Source organism: Phyllobacterium zundukense, assembly GCF_002764115.1.
In the GTDB taxonomy this organism is placed as follows: domain Bacteria; phylum Pseudomonadota; class Alphaproteobacteria; order Rhizobiales; family Rhizobiaceae; genus Phyllobacterium; species Phyllobacterium zundukense.
The window spans coordinates 605,210-627,093 of record NZ_CP017940.1 but is presented as its reverse complement, the minus strand read 5'-3'; the positions used below and the strand labels follow the sequence as shown (position 1 = coordinate 627,093).

At 58.8% G+C, this 21,884-nt stretch carries 21 protein-coding genes; 11 read left to right on the top strand and 10 right to left on the bottom strand.

Features of this window, described 5'->3' with window-relative positions:
• Nucleotide 1: 1 nt before the first annotated feature.
• On the top strand, nt 2–1,054 hold the full coding sequence (locus BLM14_RS03095) for a nickel/cobalt transporter (protein WP_099998038.1): 1,053 nt from the start codon (nt 2–4) through the stop codon (nt 1,052–1,054).
• A 12-nt stretch (nt 1,055–1,066) separates the two neighbouring features.
• Here the strand turns inward: BLM14_RS03095 and BLM14_RS32615 are convergent, their stop codons facing one another.
• Nucleotides 1,067–1,441 (bottom strand): hypothetical protein, encoded by a 375-nt coding sequence (locus BLM14_RS32615; protein WP_418314200.1) that lies wholly within the window; start codon nt 1,439–1,441, stop codon nt 1,067–1,069.
• Between the two features lie 115 nt (nt 1,442–1,556).
• Nucleotides 1,557–2,234: a GNAT family N-acetyltransferase gene (locus tag BLM14_RS03085; RefSeq protein WP_204251983.1), complete on the bottom strand. Its 678-nt coding sequence runs from the start codon at nt 2,232–2,234 to the stop codon at nt 1,557–1,559.
• Nucleotides 2,235–2,327: 93 nt separating this feature from the next.
• Here BLM14_RS03085 and BLM14_RS03080 point away from each other — a divergent pair, with 93 nt between their 5' ends.
• On the top strand, nt 2,328–3,512 hold the full coding sequence (locus BLM14_RS03080) for a pyridoxal phosphate-dependent aminotransferase (protein ID WP_099998035.1): 1,185 nt from the start codon (nt 2,328–2,330) through the stop codon (nt 3,510–3,512).
• A gap of 51 nt (nt 3,513–3,563) precedes the next feature.
• On the opposite strand, the gene BLM14_RS03075 is transcribed toward BLM14_RS03080, so the two are convergent.
• Complete coding sequence (locus BLM14_RS03075) at nt 3,564–4,277, bottom strand: tellurite resistance TerB family protein (RefSeq protein WP_099998034.1); 714 nt, start codon at nt 4,275–4,277, stop codon at nt 3,564–3,566.
• Nucleotides 4,278–4,556: 279 nt separating this feature from the next.
• Nucleotides 4,557–5,486 carry an oxygen-dependent tRNA uridine(34) hydroxylase TrhO gene (trhO, locus tag BLM14_RS03070; protein ID WP_100001005.1) on the bottom strand — a complete coding sequence of 310 codons (930 nt, stop codon included), beginning with the start codon at nt 5,484–5,486 and terminating at the stop codon, nt 4,557–4,559.
• A gap of 168 nt (nt 5,487–5,654) precedes the next feature.
• On the opposite strand from trhO, the gene BLM14_RS03065 reads away from it, so the two are divergent.
• Entirely contained in the window at nt 5,655–6,293 is a 639-nt protein-coding gene (locus tag BLM14_RS03065; protein WP_099998033.1) for a 2-dehydro-3-deoxy-phosphogluconate aldolase, read from the top strand.
• Nucleotide 6,294: 1 nt separating this feature from the next.
• Here BLM14_RS03065 and BLM14_RS03060 read toward each other — a convergent pair whose 3' ends face one another.
• Together BLM14_RS03060 and mepK are read right to left on the bottom strand one after the other, a co-directional pair.
• Nucleotides 6,295–6,678, bottom strand: coding sequence for an endonuclease domain-containing protein (locus BLM14_RS03060; protein WP_100001004.1), 384 nt, complete (start codon nt 6,676–6,678; stop codon nt 6,295–6,297).
• Between the two features lie 182 nt (nt 6,679–6,860).
• The gene (gene mepK, locus BLM14_RS03055) at nt 6,861–8,705 is read right to left on the bottom strand and encodes a peptidoglycan L,D-endopeptidase MepK (protein WP_100001003.1); all 1,845 of its coding nucleotides are present in this window, start codon (nt 8,703–8,705) and stop codon (nt 6,861–6,863) included.
• Between the two features lie 433 nt (nt 8,706–9,138).
• Between mepK and BLM14_RS03050 the strand changes: the two genes are divergently transcribed.
• The 3 genes from BLM14_RS03050 to BLM14_RS03040 all read left to right on the top strand — a co-directional run bounded on the left by BLM14_RS03050 (nt 9,139) and on the right by BLM14_RS03040 (nt 13,515).
• Entirely contained in the window at nt 9,139–11,016 is a 1,878-nt protein-coding gene (locus tag BLM14_RS03050) for a M3 family oligoendopeptidase (RefSeq protein ID WP_418314199.1), read from the top strand.
• Complete coding sequence (locus tag BLM14_RS03045) at nt 11,016–11,918, top strand: heme-dependent oxidative N-demethylase family protein (RefSeq protein WP_099998031.1); 903 nt, start codon at nt 11,016–11,018, stop codon at nt 11,916–11,918. Before BLM14_RS03050 ends, BLM14_RS03045 begins: the two co-directional genes overlap by 1 nt.
• Nucleotides 11,919–12,069: 151 nt before the next feature.
• On the top strand, nt 12,070–13,515 hold the full coding sequence (locus BLM14_RS03040) for a homospermidine synthase (protein WP_100001002.1): 1,446 nt from the start codon (nt 12,070–12,072) through the stop codon (nt 13,513–13,515).
• 66 nt (nt 13,516–13,581) lie between these two features.
• Here the strand turns inward: BLM14_RS03040 and BLM14_RS03035 are convergent, their stop codons facing one another.
• The 3 genes from BLM14_RS03035 to BLM14_RS03025 form a co-directional block, all read right to left on the bottom strand.
• Nucleotides 13,582–13,989 carry a VOC family protein gene (locus tag BLM14_RS03035; protein WP_099998030.1) on the bottom strand — a complete coding sequence of 136 codons (408 nt, stop codon included), beginning with the start codon at nt 13,987–13,989 and terminating at the stop codon, nt 13,582–13,584.
• 15 nt (nt 13,990–14,004) lie between these two features.
• On the bottom strand, nt 14,005–14,478 hold the full coding sequence (locus BLM14_RS03030; RefSeq protein ID WP_099998029.1) for a GNAT family N-acetyltransferase: 474 nt from the start codon (nt 14,476–14,478) through the stop codon (nt 14,005–14,007).
• Between the two features lie 174 nt (nt 14,479–14,652).
• Entirely contained in the window at nt 14,653–14,979 is a 327-nt protein-coding gene (locus BLM14_RS03025) for a hypothetical protein (RefSeq protein ID WP_099998028.1), read from the bottom strand.
• 128 nt (nt 14,980–15,107) lie between these two features.
• Here BLM14_RS03025 and omp10 point away from each other — a divergent pair, with 128 nt between their 5' ends.
• From omp10 to BLM14_RS03000, 5 genes are all read left to right on the top strand, one after another.
• Complete coding sequence (omp10, locus tag BLM14_RS03020; protein WP_099998027.1) at nt 15,108–15,497, top strand: outer membrane lipoprotein Omp10; 390 nt, start codon at nt 15,108–15,110, stop codon at nt 15,495–15,497.
• A 249-nt stretch (nt 15,498–15,746) separates the two neighbouring features.
• The gene (locus tag BLM14_RS03015; RefSeq protein WP_099998026.1) at nt 15,747–17,639 is read left to right on the top strand and encodes a bifunctional metallophosphatase/5'-nucleotidase; all 1,893 of its coding nucleotides are present in this window, start codon (nt 15,747–15,749) and stop codon (nt 17,637–17,639) included.
• A 291-nt stretch (nt 17,640–17,930) separates the two neighbouring features.
• Nucleotides 17,931–18,980: a ferrochelatase gene (gene hemH, locus BLM14_RS03010; protein ID WP_099998025.1), complete on the top strand. Its 1,050-nt coding sequence runs from the start codon at nt 17,931–17,933 to the stop codon at nt 18,978–18,980.
• Nucleotides 18,981–19,366: 386 nt separating this feature from the next.
• Entirely contained in the window at nt 19,367–20,368 is a 1,002-nt protein-coding gene (locus BLM14_RS03005; RefSeq protein WP_099998024.1) for an SPFH domain-containing protein, read from the top strand.
• 24 nt (nt 20,369–20,392) lie between these two features.
• Nucleotides 20,393–20,851, top strand: coding sequence for an NfeD family protein (locus BLM14_RS03000; RefSeq protein ID WP_099998023.1), 459 nt, complete (start codon nt 20,393–20,395; stop codon nt 20,849–20,851).
• Nucleotides 20,852–20,855: 4 nt separating this feature from the next.
• On the opposite strand, the gene BLM14_RS02995 is transcribed toward BLM14_RS03000, so the two are convergent.
• Nucleotides 20,856–21,851 (bottom strand): KpsF/GutQ family sugar-phosphate isomerase, encoded by a 996-nt coding sequence (locus BLM14_RS02995; protein ID WP_099998022.1) that lies wholly within the window; start codon nt 21,849–21,851, stop codon nt 20,856–20,858.
• Between the last annotated feature and the right edge of the window lie 33 nt (nt 21,852–21,884).

Sequence of the window (21,884 nt, the reverse complement as noted above, 5' to 3'; positions counted from 1 at the left end):
GATGCGGAAACGGACCTTGTTTGGCGCCCTCGCGGTCCTCGCGCTTTTCAGTGCCCATGCGCTGGCGCAGACCTCGTCGCTCGGCGTCGGCTCGAACGAGGTTGCCATGCAGCCCACGGGCCCCTTCGCCGAAATCATTCTCTGGATCAACCTCCAGCAACGCGAATTCTATCTCGCGATGACGCATGCGCTCAAGGGCATGCGCGAGGACCCGTGGCAGGCCTCGATCCTCGTCGGCCTTTCATTCCTGTATGGCATTCTGCATGCGGTTGGGCCCGGCCATGGCAAGGCGGTGATTTCCTCCTACATGCTCGCCAACGAGACGACGCTGAAGCGCGGCGTTCTCCTCTCCTTCGCATCGTCGATGCTGCAGGCACTCACTGCGCTTTTCATCATCGGGCTCACCTTTCTGGTGCTGCGCGGAACGACGGTCTCGATGGACGACGCTGCGCATTACATGGAAATGGCAAGCTTCGTGCTGATCATCGCCTTCGGCCTGTCATTGCTATGGCGCAAGGTGCCGCTGCTGTTCCGCCCGCGCGTCGCGCATCTCATGCCTGAAAAGCACGGTTCGGTGCTGACGAATCACGATCACCACCACCATTCCCATGGCACCCATAGCCACGACCACCATCACCATGACCACGTCCACCACGATCATGATCATGCCGAGGGGGAAGTCTGTGCCACCTGCGGCCATTCGCATGCGCCGGACCCGGCGATGCTTGCCGGTGAATTCAACTGGAAGACCGCTTGGGCGGCGATCATCGCGGTGGGCCTGCGTCCGTGTTCAGGCGCACTGATCGTCCTGACCTTCTCGCTGCTCAACGGCCTCATCCTTGGCGGCGTGCTCTCCGTCTTCGCCATGGCGCTCGGCACCTTCATCACCGTTGCGACATTGGCAATGCTGGCAGTCACCGCAAAGAACGTCGCGCTGAAGGTTTCCGGCGCCTCGGCGCTTTCAGGCCGTGTTCAAAATATCATCGAGATTGGCGGCGCACTATTCATCGTCCTGTTCGGCGCATTGCTGCTGGCCGCTTCGATGCGATTCTAGAGCAAGTTTTGTCTAGGACCGATCATCCTCATGCTGTTTTTTGGCGCGCAGCCAGAAGACGAAGAAAAAGCCGATAACAAACACAATCGCAAATATGCCTGCCGCAAGCGTCGAGCGTTCGCCGAGCGCCAGCATCAGGGTCGGCATCCAATAGGCCACGAAGCCGAAGCCGAACATGATGCAGGCAGCCGCAATGGCCGCATTACGGGTTTTCGGATCCATCGCGCTTGTTGCCTTTTGTTCAAATCTAGAAATGCTTGTAACGGCGTTGCGGTTGAATGCAAGTTTGCCTTGACGAGAGAAACGCAAACGGTGCGGCTTCTTACCCTCCCCCTTGTGGGGAGGGAGGCTGCGTAGCAGCAGGGAGGGGTCTTTTGAAAGACACATCTTGCATTGTTATCGCACGCTCAGATGTCCCTTTAACAAGACACCCCTCCCCGTCGCTTCGCTCCGACCCTCCCCACGAGGGGGAGGGCAATCGGCGCTATTACTTGCAAGCCAATCAAACGGCAGCCCGAAACTCCTCCAGCCTTTTGATCTGCATCCCATTCGCATCGAAATTGTCCGGTGACAGCCATGCCTGGTAGGCAGCCTTCAGCGCCGGCCACTCGCCGTCGATGACCGAATACCAGGCCGTGTCGCGGTTCTTGCCCTTCTGCACCATGTGCTGGCGAAAGATGCCTTCGAACTTGAAACCAAATCGCTCTGCCGCCCGCTTTGACGGCTCGTTGGCGTTGTTGCATTTCCATTCATAACGCCGGTAGCCGAGGCCATCGAAGGCGTACTGCATGAACAGGAATTGCGCTTCCGTCGCCGCAGGCTTGCGCGAAATCAGCGGACCCCAGTAGATATTGCCGATCTCGATGACGCCGAAGGTTGGATCGATGCGCATCAGCGTCTGGCGTCCGGCGACCTTTCCGCTGGCCTTGTCGATGACCGCGAAGAACAATGGGTCCTTGCTGGACTCGACCTTTTCCAGCCACGCCTCAAAGGCTTCGCGGTCCTCGGCCGGATTTTCGAAGAGGAAGCGGAAACGGTCACCAGCGTCGGCAACCGATGAGGCTTCATAGAGCCCGTCGCCGTGCTTTGCGGCATCGAGCGGTTCCAGACGGGCATAGCGGCCCTCGAGCGGTTCACGGGCAGGTAGCGGGCGCGGTGTCCAGTCTTTCAGATCGGTCATGATATTAAGGCCCTATCTCGCACAAGAATGTTTGACTCCTTACGACGCTACAAGCACAAAGCAGAAGTTGAAAATTGTATGTGAGACAAGAAAATGCTGCGTACTATTTCCGGGTTCGACCGTATCGGCGAAGAAAATGCCTTTGCCGTCCTCGCCCGCGCTACCGCCCTCGCCGCCGAGGGCAAGGACATCATAAATCTCGGCATCGGCCAGCCCGACTTCAAGACACCCGTCCATATCGTAGAGGCTGCCATCAAGGCGCTGAAGGATGGCCATCACGGCTATACGCCGGCGACAGGCCTGCTCGCCGCTCGCGAGGCGGTAGCGCGCCGCACGCTCACCACGACGGGTGTCGAGGTCTCGCCGGAAAACGTCATGATCGTCCCGGGCGGCAAGGTGACGATGTTCGCCGCAATCCTCATCTTCGGCGAGCCGGGCGCCGAAATCCTCTATCCGGACCCTGGGTTCCCCATCTATCGCTCGATGATCGAATTTACCGGCGCCAAGCCAATCCCGGTACCCATCCGCGAAGAGAACGGTTTTGCCTTCTCCGCCGAGGAGACGCTGGGCCTGATCACGCCGAAGACGCGGCTCCTGATCCTCAACTCACCCGCCAACCCGACCGGCGGCGTGACACCGAAATCTGAGATTGAGAAGCTGGTGAAGGGCCTCGAAGCCCACCCGCACGTGGCCATCATGTCCGACGAGATCTACGACGTCATGAACTATGACGGCGAGGAGCATTGTTCGCTCCTGACCTTTCCCGAGATCCGTGACCGGCTGATCGTGCTCAATGGCTGGTCGAAGACCTGGGCGATGACCGGCTGGCGCATGGGCTGGTCGATCTGGCCAAATTCGCACGAGAGTGGTCAACTTTACGACAAGGTGCGCAAGCTCGCGGTCAATTGCTGGTCCTGCGTCAACGCGCCGAGCCAGTTTGCTGGTATCGCCGCCATTGACGGTCCGCAGGACGATGTTGTGAAAATGTGCAAGGCATTCGACAACCGCCGCAAGATCGTCGTCGACGGCCTCAACAGCCTGCCCGGCATCAGCTGTACCACGCCGAAGGGCGCCTTTTATGCCTTCCCCAATGTCAAGGAAACCGGCTGGCCGGCGAAGCAGCTGGCGACGGCGCTGCTCGATGAAGCCGGCGTCGCGCTGATCGGCGGACCGGATTTCGGCATTCTCGGCGAGGGCTATATCCGCCTCTCCTATGCCAATTCGGAAGAAAATATCCTGCGCGCCATAGAGCGTATCGAGAAGTTCCTGGCGAAGTAGCGCCATCGCTACCCTCCCCTTTGTGGGGAGGGTTAAGGCCACCACCAGCCGTCAAGACGGGGAACTGATCTTTGCGTCGGCCACCGTTGCTTCGATATGATCGATCAGATTGTCCGGAAGTTTCAACCGTCCCGCCAGCAGGTCGAGATAGCCGCGTTCGGCGCGCGTCTTGGGATCGATGGCGAGGCGCGAGGCGGTGTAAAGCTCGACCTTCTGTGCATCGGTAACAGCCGCGGCAACCAGCGCGTCGATATCGACCGGCGCATTCAGCTCGTTGGCCAGGAACGCCTGCGTATCGCTGTTGATGCCGGACAGCGAGAGTTTTTCGATGATGCGCGCCTTTTCGGCATCGTCCACCATGCCATCAGCGCGGGCCGCGGCGATCATCGCACGCACGAGCACCAGCGCAAACTCATGCTCGCCCTGCGGTGCGGTTGCCGGATGAAAGCTTGAATCGTCCGGTGGCGAAAGCAGCTCAGGCTCACTTGCCTGGGGCGTTTCTGCCGGGGTCTTGCCCGACTGGTAGTTCTGATAAGCCTTGTAAGCCAGGCCCGCTACGGCGGCGAGCCCGCCAAGTTTCAGCGCGCCACCTGCCACTTCGCGCCCGGTACCGGTGCCAAGCAGGATTGCAGCCAGCGCGCCGGCGGCGAGCGGATTGTCCTTGGCCATTTGCGTTGCCTTGCCCGCCGTATCGCGAACCGAGGTTCCGACCCCGGGGATGTTGCTTCCCAGGAAATCATCGAGAATCTTCTTCGGATCAAGCATGCAAATCTCCTCTTGGCTGCATGAATTCGCTCCGCATAACTAAGAACGGGTTCATGGCATTGCAATGACAGGAGAGGAATTTGTAGGTCGGCAAAAACGTTGTGCGTGGTTCGACGGGGCTCACCATGAGGGGAATTGTTGATTGCCGGGGGCAGGGATTGCAGCGTCTGCGATTATCGCTGCACGACACCAGCCTCCCTCATGGTGAGCCCCGTCGAACCACGCAAAACGAGTCTGCAACTGCGCCCATTCAACGACGAGCGGAGTATTTTAGGTTGCCTAAGACCCGATGTGCTGCTTCTCGCCGCGTTCTCTGGCTAACCGCACCTGCTTCTGCCGCTCGGCAAAACGGGCACGGTCTTCATCCGTCCGCTCGTGGTAGCAGTTCGGACAGGAGACACCATCCTCGAACAGGGGCGAAAGCTTGTCTTCCGGAGCTATCGGATTGCGGCAGGCGTGGCATAGTTCGGCCTCACCCTCGATCAGCCCATGGCCGACTGAAACCCGCTCGTCGAAGACGAAGCATTCGCCTTCCCAGCGGCTCTCCTCGGCAGGCACATCCTCGAGATATTTGAGGATGCCGCCCTTCAGATGAAACACATCGTCGAAGCCAAGACCCTTGACGAAGGCGGTCGCCTTCTCGCAGCGAATACCGCCGGTGCAGAACATGGCAATCTTCTTGCCTTCCAGTTCGTCACGGTGATTTTCGACCCACTGCGGAAACTCACGGAAGGTTTTCGTCTGCGGATCGACCGCACCGGCAAAAGTACCGATCGCCGTTTCGTAGTCATTGCGCGTATCGATCAGGATCGTATCAGGATCGGAGATCAGCGCATTCCAGTCCTTGGCCGGCACATAGGTGCCGACGCTCTGCAGCGGATCGATATCCTCGACACCCATGGTGACGATTTCCTTCTTCAGCCGCACCTTCATGCGCTTGAAGGGCATCTCGCTCGCAAAGGAATATTTGAGCTCCATTCCGGCAATGGCAGGCTCCGCTTCAAGAAAATCGACAAGTTTCTTGATCGCCGCCGCCGACCCTGCGACAGTGCCGTTGATACCTTCGGCGGCAAGAAGCAGCGTGCCCTTGATCCCCTGTCCGCAGCACAGCTTCGCCAGCGGCTCCTGCAGCGACTGGTAGTGATCCAGCCGGGCAAAGCGGTAGAGCGCGGCCACTGTAAAGGGCAGGTTTGAAGAATGATCCGTCATGATCGCATCCAACTACTGTGCCGGAGCTTCAATTTCAAGGGTTTTGCAGGGAACGGCAGAGAGGCTCGCGCTCTTGCCTTACTTCCCACCCAGTATTTTCGTGTTTCAGTAGACAAATCTACCAAGCCCTACTAAATCGATTGAAGTTCAAGACAGCGGAGAAATGAGATGACCCAGAAGACCGATTTGCTCCTACCCGTCCTCAAGGGCCAGCCGGTTATTCCGGTGCTTCTCATTCAAAATGTGGCCGATGCCGTGCCTCTGGCGCGTGCACTCGCCGCCGGCGGCCTGCCCGCCATCGAGATCACACTGCGCACGGCCGCAGCTCTCGGCGCCATTCGCGCCGTCGCCAATGAAGTGCCGGAAGCCATTGTCGGCGCCGGAACCATTCTCAATGCCCGCCAGTATGAGGAAGCGAGCGAAGCCGGTTCGCGCTTTATCGTCAGTCCCGGTGCAACCCCGCAGCTCATCGAAGCAGCCCGCCACAGCAAGGTGCCGCTGCTCCCCGGCGCCATCACGCCCGGCGAGATCATGGCGCTGCGCGAAGAAGGCTATACGATGCTGAAGTTCTTCCCTGCCGAACAGGCAGGCGGTGCGACATTCCTGAAATCGCTGGCCTCGCCGCTGGCCGGCACGCTGTTCTGTCCAACCGGCGGTATCGGCGTCGCCAATGCCAAGACCTATCTGAACTTGCCGAATGTCGTCTGCGTCGGCGGCTCATGGGTTGCACCAGAGGAACTGGTCAAGGCTGGCAAGTGGGATGAGATCACCAGACTCGCCGCTGAAGCGGTCAAACTGGCAAGTTGAATTATGCAGTTGACGCTGGAAAAAGGTACTCTTTCAGCGCCACCTCAATCTCGCGGTACACAGCTTCCCCGGAAAAAATCACGTCATTATTGTCGAACCTAAGAACACGAAAACCCTGGCGTAGCAAAAAGGCATCGCGGTTGTGGTCATGCTGCACCCCCATTGCTGTGGCATGTGTATCACCATCCACCTCGATGATGATGTGTGCGGATAACCAGGCAAAGTCCGCGATATAGGGCCCGATCGGTGTCTCGCGACGAAACCGGGCACCACGACTGCGAAAACCACGCAGCATGTCCCACATTCGCCATTCAGCCTTGGTCAATTCGCGGCGAAGTATTTTGGCCCGAATTCTGGTTCGTGGCTGAATGTTACTATGCGGCATGAAGAAATACCCCTCCCCTTCGCTTCGCTCCGTCCCTCCCCACAAGGGGGAGGGTAAGGCACTTAATACTGCAACGTCTTCAAACGCCGGCATATAAGTACTAAGAGTGACGACAAATACGACAGTTCATACCCTCCCCCTTGTGGGGAGGGACGGAGCGAAGCGACGGGGAGGGGTTACTTTTAAGATCCGTTGGTCGGATTGAACTTGGCGATCTGCAGGAACGTGACGGCCTTGCCGGTAAACTTGTTGGCATCCGCCACCGGCAGGCTCTGCTGGAAGCCCGCCGTATAGACTGTTGTCGGAGCCATGCGCAGTGTTTCATTGCGCAGAACTGCTGGCTCCACGTCCGGCGAGATCTCGGCTACCTGCTGGTTCGAGAGTGCGCGGTCCGGCAGGTCGGAAGAAACCTGGATGGCTTTTGCGCTGTGGTTCTGCGCTGTCTGGCGGCGCGGTTTCGAGCCCTTCGCCGTTGTGACGACACCGCTGTCGAGCATGGCAACCGGGTCGCCCTTGGCCTCAAGCATGGTCCGGCGCAGCGATGGCTGCGGTTCAGCCGATGCCATTTGCGTATTTGCACCTGGCTGTGCATGCAGGACACGTCCGCCCGTCGTTCCAGGCAATGTCGGCATTTCCGCCGCTGGCTGCGAAGCCGCAACATCGCTTCCCTGCACCGTGTCAGACTGCTTGATGATTGCTTCCGGTGTCAGATCATCTTCATCCGCCACCTGAATGATATCCTGCACGGCGGCAGCTGCGGTCTCGGCGGCTGGGGCCACAGGACGCTGGTTGGGCACAACCGACGCAACCATCATATCATTCGACTTTTGTGCATTGCGCGGCTTGTCGAAGGGAACGGGCACAAGCGCATTGGCCATTTCGGGCTGTGCCTGAGCCGTATCGGAACTATCGACGTTGGCTGCGATCATGTCGCGGATGGCACTGGCGCTGTCTTGTGGCCGGGGCGTCGGCAAGGCCGCAATAACAGTCGACTTATCCTCTGCAAGCGCATTGAGCGTTGAAGGTTCCGGCGCCGGCGTCGGCGTGTAATCCGGGCGGCGAAGAGGGATGGGCACCGCGAAGGCCAAAGCCTGATTATCTTCGGGCGCGCCAGCAAGCGGAGCATCAGGCCGAGGCGCAGTCAAAGGCGCAGGCGCATCCCGCGTCGGCAGGCCCGGAGCGATGGCCGCCGGTTGCGCGGTGGCCTGGGCTGGCGCTGGAGCCTGTGCCGCACCTTCCTCTGAATCGTCCGCTGCCGGTGGCGCCTTAACAACACTGCGGCTCGGGGCAGAAGCTACAGCAACTGAACTTTCGCCGGTATCTTCTTCTTCGTCGGCGCCGCCACCGAAAAGAACGCCAAAGAGGGTCTTGCCACGACGGCCCGTGCTCGATGAAGCGCTGGCAATCTGGATCGAACTGCCGCTACGCTTGCGCGATTCATAGGCAGCGAGCGCTTGCTCATAACCGGGCAACGGCTTGCCATCGGAAGGAACATGGAGTGTCTTGCCGTCCGGGAATACTGCTAGCAGTTCCCTGCGGCTCATGCGCGGCCAATGACGGACGCTACCGACGTCGGTATGCACGAAGGGTGAGCCGGAGGTCGGATAATAGCCAACGCCGCCGGCCTGGAACTTCAATGCTGCCACGCGAAGCGTCGAGAGCTTCACGCCGGGCAGATACCAGTCCATTGCTCTGCCGAGCATGTGCTGGCTCTTTTGCGCGACGCCGCGCGAACGGGAACGCAGCATGGAATTTGTTGCAGGGGAACGGTATGCGGAAACGACGTTGATGTAGTCACGGCCGCCGACGTTCTGGTAAATCTGCCAGACGAGATCGAACAAGCGGGGGTCCATCTTCGTCGGTTCATTACGGCGCCAGTCGCGCAGGAATTTATTGAGCTTGTTCAAGCCGTCCTGCTGGTATCGGCCGTTCTTTTTGAACGTAATTTCGGCACGTTCTTTTGTATGGATAAAGTAAAGTCTGAGAGTCCTCGTCTCGGCAGAAGCCTGTGCGGATGCAAACAGCATCGGCGCAAAGACCATGAGGAAGGCAAACCAGCTGGCGCGCATGAAAGAACCCGCCTTAGACCCGCCATCCTGTGCATGAATCATGTTTGACAATTTCGTCCCAACCTTGACCGTTTTTCCAACCCCCGAATAGCTGGATTATCCGATTTAATGGTTAATGGTCACTTATTGAAGAATAAATGCGTTGAGAGCATGGCAAAAAATCGAATGAAATCCACCGCTTTGTGACATGGTCAACGGGTTGTTAACAGCACAATTAAGGCGTTTTCACGAATGAATCCACCCCTCTAAAGTCTAAAAATTGCACGTTTTGTAAATCAGAGAGATGAAGCTGGATGAATCGCCAATCGACTCTTAAGGTTTAGTGCTCCCGGCAGAGGCCTTTTGATTCGGTCTTTGAACGTCGTGCCCGATACAGATACATGGTGCCAAAATGAGTTTTCAAATGACTGGATACACATACGATCATGCAGTTTCGGCTGCTTCAAAATCTGGTGGCGCCGCCGCGGCAAAGGATGATCAGACCGCCCTTGGTAGCCTCCCCGAATGGAACCTCGCTGATCTTTATCCGTCAGCGGAAAGCAGCGAACTGAAGGCCGATCTGGAACGGGCCAATGAACTGGCCATTGCATTCGAGCAGCGCTGGAAGGCCAATCTCGCCGACGAAGCGGGCAAACCGGCCGGCGGCGATTTCGCCACCTCCATCCGGGAATTCGAAGCACTGGAGGAACTGATCGGCAAGATCGTCTCCTTTGCCGGCCTTGTCTATGCCGGCGACACATCCGATCCGAAGCGCGCCAAACTCTATGGCGACATCCAGCAGAAGATGACCGATGCCAGCACGCATCTGATCTTTTACAGTCTCGAACTCAACCGTATCGACGATGCCGTGATCGAAAAGGCGATGGAGGACAATCCTGCAATCGCCCACTACCGGCCGTGGCTGGTCGATCTGCGCAAGGATCGGCCTTATCAGCTCGAAGACAAGCTCGAGCAATTGTTCCACGAGAAGTCGATCACCGGGCGCGGCGCCTGGAACCGCCTGTTCGACGAGACCATGACCGCCTTGCGTTTCAAGGTGAACGGCGAGGAGCTGCCGCTCGAGCCGACGCTGAACCTGCTTCAGGATGCGGACGGCGATCTGCGCAAGGCGGCTTCCGAAGCACTGGCAAAGACCTTCAAGGAAAACCTGCGCACCTTTACCCTAATCACCAATACGTTGGCAAAGGACAAGGAAATCTCCGACCGCTGGCGCGGCTTCGAGGATATCGCCGATAGCCGCCATCTCGCCAACCGCGTCGAGCGCGAGGTGGTCGACGCGCTCGCCGAGGCGGTGCAGGCCGCCTATCCGAGACTGTCGCATCGCTATTATGCGCTGAAGGCGAAATGGCTCGGTCTCGAATATCTCAACAACTGGGACCGCAACGCGCCGCTTCCCGAAACGCCGCAGGCAGTCATCTCCTGGACCGATGCGCGCGAGACCGTGCTGTCCGCCTATAATGGCTTCGCTCCGGAAATGGCCGATATTGCGCGTGCTTTCTTCGACAGGAACTGGATCGATGCACCGACCCGCCCGGGCAAATCGCCCGGTGCCTTCGCCCATCCCACCGTTCCCTCGGTGCACCCCTATGTGCTTCTCAACTATATGGGCAAGCCGCGCGATGTGATGACCCTGGCGCACGAGCTTGGTCACGGGGTGCATCAAGTCCTCGCCGCCGCCCAGGGCGCGCTGATGGCTTCAACGCCGCTGACGCTCGCCGAAACGGCGTCGGTATTCGGCGAAATGCTGACCTTCCGGTCGCTTCTGGAGAAAACCAGGGACAAGCGCGAGCGCAAGGCGATGCTGGCGCAGAAGGCCGAGGACATGATCAACACGGTCGTGCGCCAGATCGCCTTCTACCAGTTCGAGCGCCGCGTCCACACGGAACGGGCGGCCGGGGAATTGACGTCCGATCGCATCGGCGAAATCTGGCTGGATGTGCAGAAGGAGAGCCTCGGACCGGCGGTCCGCTTCGGCTCAGGCTACGAAACCTTCTGGACCTATATTCCGCATTTCATTCACTCACCGTTCTATGTCTACGCCTATGCTTTCGGCGACTGCCTGGTGAACTCGCTTTACGCGGTCTACCAGAATGCCGATGCGGGCTTTCAGCAGAAATATTTCGACATGCTGAAGGCCGGCGGTACCAAGCACCACTCCGAATTGCTGGCGCCCTTCGGGCTTGACGCAACCGACCCTGCCTTCTGGCAAAAGGGCCTTTCAGTCATCGAGGGCATTATCGACGAGCTGGAGGCCATGGGCGTCGCATAATGACCACCACTGCCCCCGCGCACACGCCTTATGATGGTTCGGCGCAACCCTTCACCATAGGGTTGCAACAACTCGACCCGAAGGACTGGATCGAGATCGACGACAATCTCCTCGCCTATCTTGCCGAAAAACAGCGCCTCTTCGCGCTGCATGGCGAAAGGATATTCGTCGAGGAGCCGGGTACGGCGGTGGCCCAGAAGGAAGTCCTGGACCTGCTAAGCACCCATCTGGCCGAGCATTACCCATCAATCTACAGCCGTGAGGGCGACACCATTGCCATTGCCGGGCGGGATGAACCGGTGCCGCTTGGCGAAACGGAGACTCCTTTCCTGCACCGCGCCGCCAGTCTCGTTCAGGAAGACCTAGTCCTGATGCGCAAGGACGAGCAGCGCGGCTGGCATCTCGCCGCCGCCTCGCTGTCCTTTCCTTCATCCTGGACGCTGCTGGAGAAATTCGGCCGCTCGATGGACGATATCCACGCCCCGGTCCCCGATTTTGGTGCCGGCACCCGCAATGCCGGGCTGATCACCCGCATGTTCGACAATCTGCGCCTCGATCGTCCGGTCTGGCGCATGAACTGGTCGCTGCAGCCAGATGGCAATCTCTATCACCCGCTCGCCAGCCACCAGAAGGGAGCGCTCTACACCGACGGTGACATCGCCGAACAGAGTTTCGTTCGGGTCGAGCGCCAGACATTGCGCAAACTGCCTCAATCCGGCGATATTCTTTTCACCATCCGCATTCATCTTGATCCTATAAAGGCGCTGAAGAAACATCCTGAATGTCGCGCCGTTGCCGAAGCTTTTGCCCGCCAGCTCGAAGCGCTTAATCCTGCGCAGACGCACTACAAAGGTATTATGACAATCCGCGAACGGCTGATCGACGCTCTCAAACGCCTATAAACGCCGTTTAGTTAACAGTAGATTCATTTTTCACCATAAACGAGCGAAGGGTTGTTTGCTCTTTGTCATGTCTATGCTCTATGGTTTCTTTGAAGCGGAGCTTTGGCCGCTGTCCTCATTGATGGAGATCAAAATTAGGAGCAACAAAAAAATGGCGAAGGCTGATTGGCCTGTACATGGAGAAATTACCGGTCCGATCGTGATGATCGGTTTCGGGTCCATCGGACGGGGTACCCTGCCCCTCATCGAACGCCACTTCAAATACGATAAATCCCGCCTGGTCGTTATCGATCCTAGCGATGCCAACAAGAAACTGCTCGACGAGCGCGGCATCCGCTTCATTCAGCAAGCCGTTACCAGGGAAAATTACAAGGAATTGCTCAAGCCGCTTTTGACCGAAGGCGGCGGACAGGGTTTCTGCGTCAATCTTTCCGTCGATACCTCGTCCGTCGATATCATGCGCCTTTGCCGCAAGCTCGGCGCGCTTTATATCGATACGGTGATCGAGCCCTGGTCCGGCTTCTACTATGCCAGTAACATCGACAACGCCGATCGCACCAATTACGCCCTGCGCCAGACCCTGCTTGCTGAAAAGAAGAAGCATCCCGGCGGCCCGACCGCGGTTTCCTGTTGCGGGGCAAATCCCGGCATGGTCTCGTGGTTCGTCAAGCAGGCCGTGCTCGAGCTCGCGCGGGACCTCCGCGTTGACCACACCGAACCGGCGCGAAGCGATCGTGATGGCTGGGCGCGCCTGATGAACAAGATCGGCGTGAAGGGTATCCATATTGCCGAGCGCGACACGCAGCGCGCCGCCGAGCCCAAGCCTTTCGGTGCCTTCTGGAACACCTGGTCGGTCGACGGTTTCATTTCCGAAGGTCTGCAACCGGCCGAACTCGGCTGGGGAACCCACGAAAAGTGGATGCCGAAGAATGCCCGCAAGCAGAAGAAGGGCAACAAGGCAGCGATCTTCCTTGAGCAGCCTGGCGCTGATACCCGTATCCGTACCTGGTGCCCGACCGAAGGCGCCCAATTCGGGCTCTTGGTCACGCACAACGAGGCGATCTCGATCGCCGATTTCTTCACCGTGTACGACAAGAAGGGCAAGGCCGCCTATCGGCCGACATGCCACTATGCCTATCATCCGTCCAACGTCGCGACGCTGTCGCTCGACGAGATGTTCGGCGCAGCCGGCCAGCCGCAGGCAATCCAGCATGTGCTCGACGAGTCGGAAATCGTCGACGGTGCCGATGAACTCGGCGTCCTGCTCTATGGCCACGACAAGAATGCCTACTGGTACGGTTCGCAGCTGACGATCGAGGAAGCCCGCAAGCTTGCTCCCTATCAGAATGCGACCGGTCTGCAGGTCACATCGGCCGTCATGGCCGGCATGGTCTGGGCGCTTGAAAACCCGGATGCCGGCATCGTCGAGACTGACGAGATCGACTTCCGCCGCTGCCTTGAAGTGCAAAAGCCCTATCTCGGACCACTCAAGGGCCACTACACCGATTGGACCCCGCTGGAGAACCGTCCTGGCTTGTTCAAGGAAAATCTCGATCTTGACGATCCCTGGCAGTTCCGCAACATCCTGGTGCGCTGATAACGGCGGTCAAATCAAAACGGCAGCCCTCTGGCTGCCGTTTTCGCTTCTGCCATTCTTTGCCGGCTACTCCTCCACCGCAGGCTTGGCATCGTAACAAACGAAAGCCAGCTTGTTGCCGTCAAGATCGCGAACATAGGCAGCGTAAAAGCCCTCGCCATACTGGGGCCGAAATCCCGGCTCGCCCTCGTCGCCTCCGCCATTCTTGATTGCAAGTGCATAGAGCCGGTCAACCAGCGCTGCGTTGTCGTCGAAGCGGAACGCCGTCATGACGCCATTGCCGACGGTCGCAGGCCCGCCGTCGAATGGGTGACCGACAAAAAACAGCGGGAAAGTATCATCGCCCTTCCGGCCCCAGGAGCTCGAAAGGTGATCCCTGTAGCATTGGTCGAGGCCCATTTCCGCCATGAGCGGATCATAGAATTTAACCGCCCGCTGCAGATCGTTGGTTCCCACCATCGTATAGCCGATCATTCCAACCCTCGCTTGCTAGAGCCATTTGACCATTGGCTGGGCGCTCATCCCGGCCCATAGTTCTGGTTGCCCCGCATCCTCATAACCAACGGCCTTGTAGAATCGATGAGCGGTCCGGGTGCTCGAAAGAAAGCTTTTCTTGTTTCCCTGCGCAAGCATGTAGGTTTCAAGGTCTTGCAGTATTGCCTTGCTGACACCGCTAAACCGCGCACCGGGCGAAACATAATTCAGCAGGATTTCGCCTGCAGCCGATGCGGCTCCGACCCCAAGAATCTCGCCAGCCCTCTCAACGATCACCACTCTTTGGCTGGTGGCCTCGATCCATGTCTTGACGTTTTCAGGAGTCTTGTTGGCGAGCCATCGTTCTAGCGCTGATCGATCATTGCCGTGGTCGGCAACACATAGTTCGGCAATCGATTGGCGCAACACGGCACAGGCCTTTGCGGCATCTGCGCCTTTTGCAGTTCGAGTAAGCGGGCCGAGGCTCATCGACGGTTTTTGGTTACTCTGCTGGCATGGCTCGACGCTTGCGAGCAATTTCTATGATTTCTATAAATTTGGCATGCCGCCGCTGAGCCTTCCTGGTGTCCCGTTCGATATAAATCCAGGCGCTGACACCGAGTACGGAGCAGAAAACAAAAGAGAAAATCGCATATGCAAACACTACACGAGCTCCTTTCGCAAAATATATCTGCCCCTATTGTGCAAGGCGAACGATAGCACAAACCAGTTTAATGTCGCAATTGACACCAACAAGGCTCGCCCCGAATTCAGGTCCATCATCTGGCCCGGATTGAGGACGATCGCTGAGGCAGGCGCGAAAAACCCGATGGTAATCGCGGCCGTGGACATGCGATCAGCGGCCGCCGCTTTGTATTTCGCCAACTCGTTGGCATGTGTTTTTTCTCGTGCGATCACATCGTTGAACTCATTCTCGGATATTTTCTCCAGCTTCTTGACCAATTCGTCGTCATCAAAACCGTCAGCCATGTTGGTCCTCGGCAAGCATTCAATGGCATAAAATAACCACTCCTTCGAATTTGCAATTAAACTTAGGTCTTGTTTTTGCTTGATTTTCACGGCATCTAAGAAGCCATATCCATTGGGAGACAGTCTGGATGAAACGTTTTTGGTTTGCGGTTTCCGCAGCTACGCTCGCCCTTTCCCTTGCCGGCTGCATGAGTGGTGGTGTCCAGGAGGGCGGTCCAGGCCAGGTTGCCCGCCCGGGTGATGCGGTACAGGGCCAATGGTTCGACACCTCCGGCGTCGCCTTCTCGAATTTCAACAACGGGGTATTCGAGACCAGGGCCAACGACACCAAGGAAAAACTGGCCGAGGGCAATTATCGCTTCGCTTCAGCCAACCTCATCGAAATCGATCTGCGCTCGCTCGCCCGTGGCACCCAGTCCAAGGTCAATTGCGCCCTGGTCAGCGCCGGCCAGCTGAATTGCACCTCGTCGTCCGGCCAGCAGTTCTCACTGACACGCCGCTCACCGCAGGTAGGCTAGGTCGTTCTCTTTCATGTCGATGACTGGGCTTTGGTGTAATTGAACACCGGGCTGTGCGACGCTATCTTTCGGGCATCTTCGCCAAATTGCTCATGTCGTGAAATCTGGCAAATTCAGGATCCTTGCAAAACCCTCGTCTCCGATGCAGTCCTGTCATATTTCTCTCCTACAGTTTCTTGACGCGAGCGACATAGGGTGAAGATACTGGATGCCCGCCCCTTCTGACCGAATGCATATGTGGAGCAAATCATGTCCAAAATCCTTGCCAGACTTATTCTGACAACTTCGGCTCTCGGCATGACCGCCGGCGCAGCAATGGCCGACTACACGCTCAATATTCTGCATATCAACGACGAGCATTCGCGCATCGAAGCGATCAACAAGTTTGATTCGACCTGCTCCGCCGAGGAAGAGAGCAAGAATGAGTGTTTCGGCGGCATCGCCCGCGTCAAAACCAAGATCGATGAGCGCCGGGCCGCGCTTTCGAAAGACGGCGGCAACGTTATTGTTCTCGATGCCGGTGACGAGTTTCAGGGATCCCTGTTCTATACAACCTACAAGGGCGACGACACCGCCGAGTTCATGAACCAGATGGGCTTCGACGCGATGGCCCTCGGCAACCACGAATTCGACGACACGCCCGTCACGCTGGGCAAATTCCTCGACAAGGTGAAGTTCCCGGTCATCTCCAGCAACATTGAAGTCGCGCCGAATTCGCCCATCGCAGGCAAATTCAAACCCTATCTCATCAAGGAAATAGGCGGCCAGGGGATCGGCATCATTTCCGCCCTGACCACGGACACGGTGGAAATTTCGAGCCCCGGCCCCGATGTCAAATTCGCCGATGAAGTCGAGACGCTGAAGAAGCTGGTCGACACACTGAAGGCCGAAGGCGTCAACAAGATCATCGCGGTCAACCATTACGGCTATCTCAGGGACAAGGAGCTTGCGGCAAAGGTTGACGGCATCGATGTGATTGTCGGCGGCCACAGCCACACGCTCCTGTCGAACACCGATCCGGAAGCGCTTGGCCCCTATCCGACATTGGTCAAGAACCCTTCCGGCCGGGATGTGCCGGTCGTTCAGGCCAAATCCTATTCGAAATATCTCGGTGAACTCAAAGTCACCTTTGACGATGACGGCAATGTCACGAAGAGCGAGGGCGCGCCGATCCTGCTCGATTCCTCTGTCACCCCGGATCCAGCCTTTGTTGCCCGCATCAAGGAATTGGGCAAGCCGATCGAAGAGCTGAAGTCGAAGAAGGTCGGTGAATCGAGCGGCGTGATCGAAGCTGCCCGCGAAGTCTGCCGCGTCAAGGAATGCAGCATGGGCGATCTCGTAGCCGATGCCATGCTGGACCGCGTCAAGGGCCAGGGCGTAACATTGGCGATCATCAATGGTGGCGGTTTGCGCGCATCGATCGATGCGGGCGACGTCACCATGGGGGAAGTCCTGACGGTCCTGCCCTTCCAGAACACGCTGGCCACTTTCCAGCTGCGCGGCTCGGATGTTGTCACAGCACTTGAGAATGGCGTCAGCCAGATCGATCAGGGCGCCGGCCGCTTCCCGCAGGTTGCGGGCCTCAAATATGCATTCGACGTGTCGAAGCCGGCTGGCGGCCGCATATCTGACGTTCAGGTGATGCAGGGCGACAGCTGGAAGCCGATCGATACCGGCGCGACCTATGGCGTCGTCTCGAACAACTACATGCGTGCCGGCGGCGACGGCTACAAGATCTTCTCGACCAATGCGGTGAACGCCTATGACTACGGTCCGGGGCTTGAACTGGTCCTTGCCGACTACTTGGGCAAGAACACGCCGTACAAGCCGTACACCGACGGCCGTATCACCGTGCTCGCCGCCGGAGCTTCTGCAGAAACCAAACCGGCAGAACCGGCGGCAGCCGAAGCGCCAAAGGCTCCAGACGCCGCCGCAAAGCCCGCAACCGAATCGGCAGCAGCAGCGCCAGCGGCGAACCATCATCCTGACACCTACACGATCAAGCGCGGCGACAATTTCTGGGATATTGCCGAGCAGGTCTACGGCAAGGGCATCGAGTGGAAGAAACTCGCCGAAGCCAATCCCGACATGAAGGTGATGAAGCTGCCCATCGGCGCCGCGATGAAGGTTCCGGCGCTGTAGATTTTATCGCCTTTTGGAAAGTTGTATAACCACCCCACCCGGGACCTCCGGTCCGACCCTCCCCATCGAGGGGAGAGTAATGAAGCGCCTGGCTCCCCACCTCCCCCTCGATGGGGGAGGTCGCAGCAAAGCTGTGGATGGGGTGACACCCTTTCCCGCCCTGCTTGCTGGTTCGCACCTTGCCCCTGCCACCAGGCGGAGGTGCCCCACCCCCAAAACATGCGGCCATTCGCACTCTTGCAATAATACCCGCCCCCACTAGGTTCCACGCGCAGAAGTGGAGTAATGGACATGGCAATTTCTGGCGGGGGTCTGGCAGCGGTAAGAAAGCCGGAAGACCACCCACGCATCGAAACCTCAAAGATCGGCGTGCTTCTCGTCAATCTCGGGACACCGGACGGCACCGACAAGACGTCGATGCGGCGTTATCTCAAGGAATTCCTGTCCGACAAGCGCGTGATCGAATGGCCCCGCGCCATCTGGCTGCCGGTGCTCTATGGCATCGTGCTCAATACCCGGCCGAAGAAATCCGGCGCGCTCTATGACAAGATCTGGAACCGCGAGCGCAACGAATCGCCCTTGCGCACCTACACCCGCTCGCAGGGAGAGAAGCTCGGCGCGGCGTTGGCCTCCTATCCGGAAATCATCGTCGATTGGGGTATGCGCTACGGCCAGCCATCGATCGAACAGGCGCTGGAGCGCCTGGACAGCGCCGGCTGCAAGCGCGTCCTCATGTTCCCGCTCTACCCGCAATATTCGGCAACCACCACGGCGACGGTGAACGACAAGTTCTTCGAGGCGCTGATCAAGATGCGCTACATGCCGGCAACCCGCACGGTTCCGTCCTATCAGGACGAAGCCGTCTATATCGACGCGCTCGCCACCTCCATCGAGAAGCACTATGCGGCGCTCGATTTCGAGCCTGAAGTCCTCATCGCCTCCTATCACGGCATTCCGCAGAGCTATTTCAACCGCGGCGATCCCTATCCCTGCCATTGCTGGAAAACCACGCGTCTCCTGCGTGAACGGCTTGGCTGGAGCGAAGACAAGCTGATCACCTGTTTCCAATCCCGTTTCGGCCCGGAAGAATGGATGCAGCCCTATACGGACAAGACGCTGGAGAAACTTGCGAAAGATGGCGTGAAGTCGGTCGCCGTCTTCAATCCGGGTTTCGTTTCCGATTGTCTTGAAACGCTGGAGGAAATCGCCGGCGAGGGCGCGGAAATCTTCCGGCACAATGGCGGCGTCAACTTCACCCACGTCCCCTGCCTCAACGATTCCGGCGAGGGCATGAAGGTCATCGAGGAGTTGGTCCGGCGTGAATTGCAGGGCTGGATTTGAGCTCTCCCCGGGCTCGCTAGAGCAAGTTTTGTCGATACGGAGCCAGTTCTGTTTCTCGGATGGCGAGACAGTCTACGCGGAAGGTGGCGAGGCCGATGTTTACCCATCGGACGACGCCGCCTGACAAAGTGGGTGGCCGCCAGCCGGAAACCCGAAGGGCCGGGTGAATTCGAGCCAAATCCAGCGGGTTTCGTCTGCGGCCGATGCACCACATCGACCTTGTCGAACCCCTTGACCTTGTGCACGAATTCCCTCCGGCAGAACGGCTCCATATCGACAAAATTTGCTCTCGAATCATAACTATGGTCTATCTTGGCCTCGCCCATCCAAGGGGCGATGATCGTATTTGACACCGCCCAAGCGGTTGTCGGCCAAGGGAGACCACAATGCCGTTCAGCGGTTTCGACTTCACCATTCCAGTTCTCGTCATCCTGGTGCTGGTGGTTCTGTTTGCGGGTGTCAAGACCGTGCCGCAGGGCTACAATTACACGATCGAACGCTTCGGCAAATACACGCGCACCCTGGCGCCGGGCCTTAACCTCATCGTGCCGTTCTTCGACCGGATCGGCGCCAAGCTGAACATGATGGAACAGGTGCTGAACGTTCCGACCCAGGAAGTCATCACCAAGGATAATGCCAATATTGCCGTCGACGGCATCGCCTTCTACCAGATCCTCAATGCGCCGCAGGCTGCCTATCAGGTCAGCGGATTACAAAACGCCATCCTCAACCTGACCATGACCAATATCCGTACCGTCATGGGCTCCATGGTCCTCGACGAACTCCTGTCGAACCGCGATACGATCAATGACCGCCTGCTGCGGGTCGTTGACGAGGCCGCGCATTCCTGGGGCATCAAGATGACCCGCGTCGAGATCAAGGACATCAACCCGCCACAGGACCTGCTCGATAGCATGGGCCGCCAGATGAAGGCGGAGCGCGATAAACGCGCCGTCGTCCTTGAGGCCGAGGGCACCAGGGCGGCACAGATCCTGCGCGCCGAAGGTTTGAAACAGGCACAGATCCTCGAAGCCGAAGGCAAGCGCGAGGCGTCGTACCGCGAGGCCGAGGGCCGCGAACGTCTTGCGCAAGCCGAGGCCAAGGCCACGGAACTGGTCTCTGCCGCCATCACAGCCGGTAACGTGCAGGCGCTCAACTATTTCGTGGCGCAGAAATACACGGAAGCCTTCGGCAAGTTCGCAACGAGCCCCAACCAGAAGGTCATCCTGATGCCGATGGAAGCCTCCTCGCTCATCGGCTCGCTCGGCGGCATCGGCGCGATTGCCCGCGAAGTGTTCGGCGACAGCGCGCAGACCAGCGCACCTGCTCCGGCAAGCCCACCCGCTCGCGGCCGCACTGTTCCTGGCACCAGCGGCTCGAATTCATAATCCGCAAGCGGAGGAGTGGCACCTATGCTGGAACGTCTCTTCGCTGAACTCGGCCCCTGGAACTGGATAGTCCTCGGCCTGGTGCTGATGATTTTCGAGGTTGCCGCACCCGGCATTTTCCTCCTCTGGTTCGGCATCGCCGCACTGATCGTCGGCGCGGTGGCGATCCTTTTTGGCGAAGCGCTCGGCCTTGGCTGGCAGTTGCAGGTCATCCTGTTCCTGATCCTGTCTGTCATTTCCGTCCTTATCGGCCGCCGGTTGATCGGCGCGACGGATGTCGTGTCGGACGAGCCGCTGCTCAACATGCGCGGCGAGCAGCTGATCGGTCAGGTGGTGACGCTGGAAGAGGCGACGGTCAATGGCCGCGGCCGCGCCCGTATCGGCGACAGCCTGTGGCGCGTGACAGGGCCGGACCTCGATGCCGGCACGCCCGTGCGCATCACCGGCATCGATCATGGAACGCTGGTGGTGGAGCCGGTTTAGGGCGCTAAGCCGCACCAATCCGTAGCAGATCGTGGAAATGCACGATGCCGATCGGGAAATTCTCCTCGGTGACGATCAGCGCGCCGATATTGTGCTCGTTGAGCAGCGCCAGCGCCGCACTTGCCAGCATTGTCGGCGGCACCGTCTTCGGGCTGCGCGTCATGATCTCCTCGACCTTCATCGTCACCAGATTGCGGTGAAGGTTGCGCGAAAGATCGCCGTCCGTGATGATTCCAGCCAGCGTCTCGTCGTCATTCTGCACGGCAATGCAGCCGAAGCGTTTCTCCGACAGCACTTTCATCGCATCGGGAATGGGCGTGCCGAGTGGAACCAGCGGAATCCTTTCGCCCCGATGCATGATCTCGCGCACATGCGTCAGGCTGGCACCCAGCGATCCGCCGGGGTGGAATGTCTTGAAATCGCCCGCCGTGAACCCGCGTGCCTCGAGCAGCGCCACGGCGATCGCATCGCCCATCGCCAGCTGCATCAGCGTCGAGGTTGTTGGCGCCAGGCCATGCGGACAGGCCTCCGTCACGCGCGGCATCAGCAGCACCACATCGGCGGCCGTTGCCAGCGCCGAGTTCTCGCCTGCCGTCACCGCGATCAACGGAATGCGGAAGCGGCGCGAATAGCTGACGATCCCCTTGAGCTCCGCCGTATCGCCGGACCAGGAGATGGCGAGGATCGCGTCGTCTGCCGCGATCATGCCAAGATCGCCATGATTGGCTTCGGAGGGGTGCACGAAAAAGGCCGGCGTGCCGGTCGAGGCAAATGTCGCGGCGATTTTCGAACCGATATGGCCGCTCTTGCCGACGCCCGTGACGATGATGCGTCCACGTACAGCGGCGATACTTTCAATCGCCTTGCAGAAGGCTTGGGCCAATGGTCCCTCGAGCGCGCTGCTCAGCGCAGCCAGCCCGTCTTTCTCGGTTGAAATCGTCCGCTTGGCGGAATCAACCGCCGCGGTTTTGTCCAGTTCGGTGTCATTTATAGCCTGCATGGCCGCAACCGTTAGCGCTTTGCTCGTCCTCTG

Bases quoted from the DNA above. Each gene is read 5' to 3' on its own strand.
- trhO (WP_100001005.1), bottom strand. From the start codon at position 5,486: ATGACGGATCATTCTTCAAACCTGCCCTTTACAGTGGCCGCGCTCTAC.
- BLM14_RS03035 (WP_099998030.1), bottom strand. From the start codon at position 13,989: ATGATCGGCTATACGATGGTGGGAACCAACGATCTGCAGCGGGCGGTT.
- BLM14_RS03095 (WP_099998038.1), top strand. From the start codon at position 2: ATGCGGAAACGGACCTTGTTTGGCGCCCTCGCGGTCCTCGCGCTTTTC.
- BLM14_RS03060 (WP_100001004.1), bottom strand. From the start codon at position 6,678: ATGCCGCATAGTAACATTCAGCCACGAACCAGAATTCGGGCCAAAATA.
- BLM14_RS03000 (WP_099998023.1), top strand. From the start codon at position 20,393: ATGCTGGAACGTCTCTTCGCTGAACTCGGCCCCTGGAACTGGATAGTC.
- omp10 (WP_099998027.1), top strand. From the start codon at position 15,108: ATGAAACGTTTTTGGTTTGCGGTTTCCGCAGCTACGCTCGCCCTTTCC.
- BLM14_RS03005 (WP_099998024.1), top strand. From the start codon at position 19,367: ATGCCGTTCAGCGGTTTCGACTTCACCATTCCAGTTCTCGTCATCCTG.
- BLM14_RS32615 (WP_418314200.1), bottom strand. From the start codon at position 1,441: ATGTGTCTTTCAAAAGACCCCTCCCTGCTGCTACGCAGCCTCCCTCCC.
- BLM14_RS03065 (WP_099998033.1), top strand. From the start codon at position 5,655: ATGACCCAGAAGACCGATTTGCTCCTACCCGTCCTCAAGGGCCAGCCG.
- BLM14_RS03075 (WP_099998034.1), bottom strand. From the start codon at position 4,277: ATGCTTGATCCGAAGAAGATTCTCGATGATTTCCTGGGAAGCAACATC.
- BLM14_RS03030 (WP_099998029.1), bottom strand. From the start codon at position 14,478: ATGAGCCTCGGCCCGCTTACTCGAACTGCAAAAGGCGCAGATGCCGCA.
- BLM14_RS02995 (WP_099998022.1), bottom strand. From the start codon at position 21,851: ATGCAGGCTATAAATGACACCGAACTGGACAAAACCGCGGCGGTTGAT.
- BLM14_RS03015 (WP_099998026.1), top strand. From the start codon at position 15,747: ATGTCCAAAATCCTTGCCAGACTTATTCTGACAACTTCGGCTCTCGGC.
- BLM14_RS03025 (WP_099998028.1), bottom strand. From the start codon at position 14,979: ATGGCTGACGGTTTTGATGACGACGAATTGGTCAAGAAGCTGGAGAAA.
- BLM14_RS03085 (WP_204251983.1), bottom strand. From the start codon at position 2,234: ATGACCGATCTGAAAGACTGGACACCGCGCCCGCTACCTGCCCGTGAA.
- BLM14_RS03050 (WP_418314199.1), top strand. From the start codon at position 9,139: ATGAGTTTTCAAATGACTGGATACACATACGATCATGCAGTTTCGGCT.
- BLM14_RS03080 (WP_099998035.1), top strand. From the start codon at position 2,328: ATGCTGCGTACTATTTCCGGGTTCGACCGTATCGGCGAAGAAAATGCC.
- mepK (WP_100001003.1), bottom strand. From the start codon at position 8,705: ATGCTGTTTGCATCCGCACAGGCTTCTGCCGAGACGAGGACTCTCAGA.
- BLM14_RS03040 (WP_100001002.1), top strand. From the start codon at position 12,070: ATGGCGAAGGCTGATTGGCCTGTACATGGAGAAATTACCGGTCCGATC.
- BLM14_RS03045 (WP_099998031.1), top strand. From the start codon at position 11,016: ATGACCACCACTGCCCCCGCGCACACGCCTTATGATGGTTCGGCGCAA.
- hemH (WP_099998025.1), top strand. From the start codon at position 17,931: ATGGCAATTTCTGGCGGGGGTCTGGCAGCGGTAAGAAAGCCGGAAGAC.